The following is a 7,914-nucleotide window of genomic DNA, read 5'->3' as shown; positions in this document are numbered from 1 at the left end:
GCTGCGTCGCGGGAGGCGGTGTATAGGCCGACCGACCGACCCGGCGCAAGCGCTTTTTTCCGACCCCCGCGGATTTTTCAGCCGAGCCGCTCGCGACGCAGGATGGCCCCTCCTCCACCCTGGGACACCGACCGTTCCGCTGCCCGCCGAACTTTGTCGCTCAACAACAGTCATAGCGTCGCCTATGACCGCGGTTCGGCGAGATAATACCTAAATCGATAAATCCAAATCTGCTCCCGCACGTAGAAGCAGAGTGCGCATCATCGAGTTACCGCGAGCTTCACAGTGGCTGGTACGGCATATCATTTGGGGCTTGGAGGAACGATGCCGGTCTCTGGCTGGTTCGCCGCTGCGTTTGCGCAGGCGGTCCCTCGCCCGGCCGTGGTGCGCCGCAACGGTTTGTCCTCATCGACTGCGGAGTTTCTCCCATGGCCCTTCTGAAGATGCCAATTGCGCCTAAGCCCACCGGATGCACGTTTCCGCTCGACGATGAGCCCGCTCGGCTTCGGGCATTGCGGAGCACGGGCCTGCTCGATTCCGCACCGGATCCCGCCTTCGACGAACTGGTGTCCTGGGCCTGCGATCATTTCCAGGTTCCCATCGCACTGGTGTCGCTGCTGGACGCCGACCGCCAGTGGTTCAAGGCGCGGTGTGGGCTGGCAACGCAGGAAACACCGCGTGACCATGCCTTCTGCCGCTTCACCATCCAGCAGAGCCTGCCAATGGTCGTGGAGGATGCCGCCAACGATCCGCGGTTCCGCGACAATCCACTGGTTCTGGGATCGCCCCATATCCGTTTCTATGCCGGCGCGCCGATCATCAACCGCAACGGTCTGGCGCTCGGTTCGGTCTGCGTGATCGATACGGTGCCGCGCAGCTTCGGCATGGTGGACCGCATGGTGCTGGCCCAGCTCACCGTGACGGCACTCGTCGCGATCGAGAAGCGGAAATGCTAGCTGTCCCAACTGGTTATAGAGCCGGCCCCCGGGTTGCTTCACAATGGCCTGCAGGATAATGGCCCACAGGATAGCGCAAGGAACGATGCCAGCCGTGATGACGCCTTTCCCGCCCTTGCCTGTGCCATTGTCCCCGTCCATGCCCTCAATGCTGTCCCGCGAGGAGGACCGGCTTGCGGCCCTTTGGCGCTACGAACTGCTCGACACTCCCGAGGAACCCGCCTTCGACCAGATCACCCGTCTGGCCGCAAAGTTGCTGAATGTGCCGATCGCACTGATTTCGTTGGTCGACCGCGACCGGCAATGGTTCAAATCGCGGGTCGGCCTGCCGGTGCGGGAAACGCCGCGTGAGCAGGCATTCTGTGCCCATGCGCTTCAGTCCGAATCCATCCTCGTGGTCGGCGACGCCCGCCAGGACCACAGATTCGCCGCCAACCCGCTGGTGACGGGCGATCCGCACATCCGTTTCTATGCCGGCGCCCCTCTGCGGACGGCTGACGGCCTGACGCTGGGCACCATCTGCGTGATCGATGACCAGCCCCGCCCCGCCCTGTCGCCCGAGGAGGAGGAGACCCTGCGCGACCTGTCGGCGATGGTGATGGCCCACATCGAGGCGCGGCGCGCCATCGGCTACCTGCATCCGGTCACCTCGCTGTCGAACCGCTTCCGCCTTCTTGCCGACATCGACGCTCTGCAGGGCGATCCGGCCGCCGGGGAACGCACCCGCAAGACCGTGGTGGTGATCGACACCGCAGCCTCACAGCAATATGCCGAGCTGACCCGCGTGCTGGGCCAAGTCTGCGCCGACGCTTTCGAAGTCGATTGCGCAGAGCGCATCGCCGCCTGCCTGCCGGGGCGCACCCGGCTTTACCACCTGTCGCCGGCCCGCTTCTCCTGCATCCTCACCGACCGGCCGCAGGACGAGTTGGCGGCCACTCTCGACCGGATCGGTACGGCCATCCGCCGCCCCTTCCATTACCAGGGGGTGCCGATCGCGTCCTCCACCGGCATCGGATTCGTCCATCATCCGGACCGGCCGGCCGGAAGCGTGGAACTGCTGCGCGCCGCCGCCAGTGCCGCCCACCAGTCGCTGGAAAAGCAGAAACCTTGGTGTGCCTATGACGAGGAGCAGGACCGCGCCTCCCACCGCGCCTTCCTGCTGCTGAGATGCCTGACGGAAGCGATCGGCGGCACCAAGGTGGAAGCCACCGCTACCGCCACGGGGCACAACGGGCAGCTCCACATCGCCTACCAGCCCAAGGTCGACCTGCGCACCGATGCCTGCATCGGGGCGGAGGCGCTGCTGCGCTGGACCCATCCGGAGTTGGGCCCGATCTCACCGGCGGAGTTCGTGCCGCTGGCGGAGCGGACGGCGCTGGTGCGCCCGCTGACAGAGTGGGTGATCGGGGCGGTGCTGGTCCAGATCGCACGGTGGCGCCGACGCGGGATCGCGCTGCCGGTTTCGATCAACATCTCGATGCTGGACCTGGGGGCCAACGACTTCGCCGACCGGGTGGCCGCCATGCTGGAACGGCACGGGGTGCAGGCGGACTGGATCGACTTCGAGGTGACGGAAAGCGCGCTGATGACCGACCGGGCGGTGGTCGACCGGCAGCTCGACCAATTGCGCCGGCTGGGGATCGAGGTCGAGATCGACGATTTCGGAACCGGCCAGAGCGCGCTGTCCTACCTGAAGGACATCCCGGCGACGGCGGTGAAGATCGATCAGCGCTTCATCCATTCCATCGCCACCGAGCGCAGCGACCAGATCATGGTCCGCTCCACCATCGACCTGGCCCACGATCTCGGCTATCGGGTGGTGGCGGAGGGGGTGGAGACCGTCGAAGCCTATGAGTGGCTGCGCCTGCACGGCTGCGACTTCGGGCAGGGTTACCTGATCTCCCGCCCGCTCGCGCCGGCGGCCTTCGAGGACTGGCTGGCGGCGGGGGCCTTCCGACCCGCCGCCGTGGTTGCAGTGTGACCTACGCCGTCGCCGGGCTCATCGCCGACAGGCAGGTGTCGATGGAGGCCCGTTCGATCTCCGCGTAGAGGTCGAACGGGTTCAGGACGGACGCGCCGAGGTCGGCTTCGAAACGCTGCTGGTTCGGGCTGGCGGAAAAATCCTGCTGCGCATCGTCGCCCAGGTTGGACTGGAAGATACCCGCGGCGCTGACCGGCAGGAAATCCTCATAGACCACCGGATCGAACCGGACGAAGCCAGCCCCGATCAGCGCCTCCAGATCGGCGTCCGGTGCCGGCGGGTTGCGCCGTCCGGTCTCGGTCAGCGAATAGATGAAATAGCCGAGCTGCTGGCGACGGATCTCGTCCCAGCTGTCGGGAAACGGGGCGAAGACCTCCTGCAGGGCCGTCATGTACTCGGCGGCATTGGACCCGTCGGCGGCCGGGGCGACGAGGCGGCGGGAATCCTGCAGCAAGGCGTCATACAGCGCACGGCCCTTCGGTGTCAGCGCGATGCCGCGCTGTTCGATCTCGCCGAAACGTGCGGTGTGGACACCCGAACGCCAGCCGTCGCCATCGCGGAAATCCACCGGCTCGCTCAGCGCCTTGAAGGAGGTCTGGCGCAGCAGGATGGGGCAGCGCCGGGTCGGAGGGCCTTCCACCACCGCCTTGGGTGCGATGCCCTTCTCCGGCATCATCCGCTGCACGGCGTCGATGTCCAGCGTGCGCGGGGTCAGATGGTTGATGTGCGGCCCCTTGAAGGAAACGACATCGGCGATCAGCCGATGGGCGTCATGCAGCCGCTTGTAGAGCTCCAGCGGCACATTGGCCCGGCTGTGCCAGCGGAAGGTTTCCAGCGCCTCCGCGACGAAGCGGGTGGCCTCCTCCTCCGTCAGCCCGCCGGCCGCCTCGGCCTTTTCGATCAGGGCGAGGCAACCGGCGGTGAAGATGCTGCGGGCGGCCAGCACCTGTTCCGCCTCCTGCCGCAGTCCCGCGTCGGCGATCAGGTCGAGCCTCAGCAGCGAGGTGAAGACACGGAACGGATTGCGGTTCAGCGCCTCGTCGGTCACCGGACGGAAGGCGGTGGAATGCACGGGAACTCCGGCTTCCGACAGGTCGTAATAGCCGACCGGATGCATGCCCATCACCGCGAACAGGCGGCGCATGGTGGACAGTTCATTCGCCGTGCCGAGACGGATGGCGCCGTGACGCTCCTCCGTGATGCGGGCGAGACCGCCCGCGGCCTCCAGCCTGTGGCGCTCCGCCGGGTCGGCGTCCAGCACCGCCTCGTTCACTTCGCAAACCAGCTCGACGAGCGTCTGATAAGCGGGCACCTCCGTCCGGTACATCTCCGACATGGCGGTGGAGAACAGGGTACGGATCGCATCGGGGCTGATGAAACCAGCGCTGAAGGAACTCTGGGCACTCATTGCAAATCTCGCTCGCGTTGCCTGCGTCGGACCGGTCCGGACGATCTCCCGGCCTCTCCCATGGGGCAGCTATAGCAACGAAGCGCCGCATTGGATTGCGATTGTTTTTACCGACTTGATGAGGAAAGCTCATGATGCGGCCGGTTGTCTTCGGGGACGTCGTCCCGAGCCTCCTCCAGTATCCAATCACGGAAGGCGGCAAGCGGCGGATAGCTCGTTCGTTCCGACGGCCACACGATGTGATAGGCGTCCTCACTCTCCATCGGCAGGTCGAGCGCGGGCACCAGTCGCCCAGCGCCCAATTCCTCATCGATCAGGAAAAGCGGCAGCAGCGCCACCCCCAACCCGGCGACGGCCGCCTGAATGGTGGTGCCGAACTGGTCGAACAGCATGCCATGCACCCCATCGGCCGGCGTGTCGTGCAGGGTCAACCAGCGTTCCCAAGCATCGGGACGACTGGTCAGGTGCAGCAGCGGGGCAAGGCGCAGATCGCCCGGCTGCCGGAAGCCGAAGCGGTCGCGCAGATCGCGACTGCAGGCGGGGATGACCGTCTCCCGGCGCAGCAGCGCCATCTCCCCACCCGGCCAGTCCGGCCGGCCGAAATGAACCGCCGCATCGACGGGGTCCAGCCGGAAATCGAAGGGCACCGTGCGCGTCACCAGATTGATGGTCACGCCAGGATTCGCAGCCAGGAATTTCGGCAGCCGCGGCGTCAGCCAGCGGGCGCCGAAGGTCGGCAGAATCGCGATGCTCAACGTGCCGCCATAGGGGTTGGCGCGCAGGTTGAGCGACGCAGTGCTGATCTTGCGCAGCGCATCGCGGACCTCGCGCACATAATACTCCCCGCCCGCGGTCAGGCGGATGGTCTGTCGTTCTCGGTGGAACAGCTCGACCTCCAGCAACTCCTCCAGCGCCTTGATCTGACGGCTGACGGCGCTCTGGGTCAGGGACAGCTCCTTCGCCGCCGCGGTGATGCTGCCGGTCCGCGCCGCCGCCTCGAATGCAGTCAGAAGGGACAGGGAGGGGAGGAAGCGGCGGGGGCTCTGCATTTCATTCTCACCGGGAATGACTGGTTGAGCAAACATCACTTTGCCGAAGGGGGTAGGCAAGCGAATCTTCCCAGCTGTCCGTTGAGGCGGCGACCCGCTACGCTCACGGAACCGGTCCGGGCCATGTTTCCGGCCGGGAATGATAGGCGGGCAAGAACACGGGAAAAGGACCACAGGGAATGCTGAACGATCCGCGGTCGCATGGGCTTTGGGAACGGACGGCACCGCCGGCGCCACCGACCACGCCGCTGACCGGCGCGGTCAGGGCAGACGTGGTGATCGTCGGGGCCGGCTACACCGGCCTGTCTGCCGCCCTGCATCTGGCGGAAAGCGGCGTCGAGGCGGTGGTGGTTGAGGCGGTGGAGATCGGCTTCGGCGGCGCCGGGCGAAATGTCGGGCTGGTCAATGCCGGCATGTGGGTGATGCCCGACCAGCTCGTCAACACGCTTGGGCCGGTCTATGGAGAGCGGTTGATCGAGTTGCTCGGGAATGCTCCGCGCGCGGTGTTCGACCTGGTCACGAAACACGCCATCTCCTGCGAGGACGAGCGCAGCGGCACCCTCCACTGCGGCGTCGGTCCCGCGGGCTTGCGCGAACTGGAGCAGCGGGCGGCGATCTGGCAGAAGCGCGGAGCGCCCGTGCGCCTGCTCGACGCAGCGGAAACGGCGGAGAAGGTCGGCACCGGGGCCTATACCGGCTCGCTTCTCGACCTGCGGGCCGGCACCATCCAGCCTCTGGCCTATGCCCGTGGGCTGGCCATCGCCGCCGTGAAGGCGGGTGCCCGCATCTTCACCCGCAGCCCCGTCCAGTCGGCAAGCGAGGCCGGCGGCAAATGGGAGGTGAAGACGGCGACCGGCAGTGTGATGGCCGATTGGGTGATCGTCGCCACCGACGCCTACAGCATCGGCCCCTGGGTGCAACTGCGCACCGAGCAGGTCCACCTGCCCTACTTCAATCTGGCGACGGAGCCGCTGTCCGAACCCATGCGGAAAGCCATCCTGCCGGAGCGACAGGGAGTGTGGGACACCAAATCGGTGCTCAGTTCCTACCGGTTCGACCGTCAGGGACGCTTGGTGTTCGGCAGTGTCGGCGCATTGCGGGGAACCGGGATCGCGGTGCACCGGGCTTGGGCGCAGCGCTCGTTGGCCGCTCTGTTCCCGCAACTCGGCCCGGTACGCTTCGAGTCCGAATGGTACGGGCAGATCGGGATGACCAAGGACAACCTGCCCCGTTTCCACCGGCTGGGCCGCAACGTGATCGGCTTCAGCGGCTACAACGGCCGCGGCATTGCGCCCGGCACGGTTCTCGGCCGCTGTCTTGCCGACCGCATCACCGGCAAACTGACCGACGCGGAGATGCCGCTTCCCGACACGGCCCCGGATACGGTCGCCGGCCGTGCGGTGCGTGAAGCCGCCTACGAATACGGGGCACAGGCGACCCACCTGATCGGCGCACGGCTGCCGGGGCGGATCTGACTTGGTCCGGAAGGCGGGCATGGCCGGGAGAAGACCGGCCATGCCCATCCGCTTTGCAGGAACCTTCTACAGCCCCGCTTACAGCCCCCAGGCCCCGCTTTCCGCCGGGTCGACGACCTGGATGTTGTTCTCCACGCCCTTCACACCGGGGACGCTTTCCGCCGCGACGCGTATGGCGTCGCGCTGGGACGCGCTGCTGATGAAGCCCCAGAGATGAACGACGCCGTTGCGGACGACAATGGCGTCATGCGACCGCGAATCCCAGGACAGTTCCTTCACGGCCGCGGTGACACGCTCCTTCAGCACACGATCGTCAGGGGCCGCCGCCGGGGTCTCCGGCGAGACGCTGGCCAATGCGCGCAGCAGGTTCGCCCGGCTGATGATGCCGATCAGGTTGCCCTGACGGACCACCGGCACGCGCTTGATCCGGCGCGTCTCCATCAGCCGTACGACCTCCTCGGGTGAGGCGCTTTCGTCGACGGTGGTGACATGGGCGGTCATGACGTCCGTGACCTTGCGGGCATGGGACTTGACGAAGTCCTCCGCCGGCAGCGTGCCGCCGGACACCAGCCCCAGCCACCAGGAGCGGTGACGCTCGGTCCCGAGTTCCACCCGGCGCAGCAGGTCACCCTCGCTGATGATGCCGACCACCTTGCCGGCAGCATCCACCACGGGCATGCCGCTGATATTGTTCTCCAGCATCTTCTTGGCCGCATCGGCGACGGTCGCGTCCGTGCCGATGGTGATGACCCGCGGCGTCATCAGATCGATTGCCTTCATGGTTTCGCTCCCCCTTGATGTTGTGCGGTGAGGTAAGAGTAGGGGAGCAGCCAACCGAGGGCGATTGATCTGCCGCAAATCGGCGGCAGGCTTTCCGCATGGTGGAAAAGACCGTCGATTCAATACGGAAAACGCCCCGGCTCATGTGAGCCGGGGCGTTTCCGATATGTGTGACGATGCCAGCGTTTGTGCTTTGGATTGTGCGTCTCTTGAGCCTGAGTGACCTGGCGGCGACCTACTCTCCCACGTCTTAAGACGCAGTACC

The 7,914-nt window shown here is 66.3% G+C and carries 6 protein-coding genes; 3 read left to right on the top strand and 3 right to left on the bottom strand.

Going from position 1 to position 7,914, the window contains the following annotated elements; all coding sequences use genetic code 11:
- Positions 1-512 precede the first annotated feature (512 nt).
- A complete protein-coding gene (locus J2Y49_RS32190) occupies positions 513-956 on the top strand; it encodes a GAF domain-containing protein (protein WP_310119832.1) in 444 nt (147 codons plus the stop codon).
- A 139-nt stretch (positions 957-1,095) separates the two neighbouring features.
- Complete coding sequence (locus J2Y49_RS32185) at positions 1,096-2,937, top strand: EAL domain-containing protein (protein WP_310119830.1); 1,842 nt, start codon at positions 1,096-1,098, stop codon at positions 2,935-2,937.
- 1 nt (position 2,938) lies between these two features.
- Here J2Y49_RS32185 and J2Y49_RS32180 read toward each other — a convergent pair whose 3' ends face one another.
- Both J2Y49_RS32180 and J2Y49_RS32175 read right to left on the bottom strand, forming a co-directional pair.
- Positions 2,939-4,345, bottom strand: coding sequence for a VOC family protein (locus J2Y49_RS32180; RefSeq protein WP_310119828.1), 1,407 nt, complete (start codon positions 4,343-4,345; stop codon positions 2,939-2,941).
- A 107-nt stretch (positions 4,346-4,452) separates the two neighbouring features.
- Positions 4,453-5,394, bottom strand: a complete 942-nt coding sequence (locus J2Y49_RS32175) for a LysR family transcriptional regulator (protein ID WP_310119827.1) — start codon at positions 5,392-5,394, stop codon at positions 4,453-4,455.
- A gap of 179 nt (positions 5,395-5,573) precedes the next feature.
- Between J2Y49_RS32175 and J2Y49_RS32170 the strand changes: the two genes are divergently transcribed.
- The gene (locus J2Y49_RS32170) at positions 5,574-6,869 is read left to right on the top strand and encodes an FAD-binding oxidoreductase (protein ID WP_310119826.1); all 1,296 of its coding nucleotides are present in this window, start codon (positions 5,574-5,576) and stop codon (positions 6,867-6,869) included.
- 78 nt (positions 6,870-6,947) lie between these two features.
- Here J2Y49_RS32170 and J2Y49_RS32165 read toward each other — a convergent pair whose 3' ends face one another.
- Positions 6,948-7,649, bottom strand: a complete 702-nt coding sequence (locus J2Y49_RS32165; RefSeq protein ID WP_310119824.1) for a CBS domain-containing protein — start codon at positions 7,647-7,649, stop codon at positions 6,948-6,950.
- Positions 7,650-7,914 lie beyond the last annotated feature (265 nt).

This window comes from Azospirillum sp. BE72, assembly GCF_031455875.1.
Lineage (GTDB): Bacteria > Pseudomonadota > Alphaproteobacteria > Azospirillales > Azospirillaceae > Azospirillum.
The sequence above is the reverse complement of the archived record's forward strand: the minus strand, read 5'-3'. Positions and strand labels throughout refer to the sequence as shown.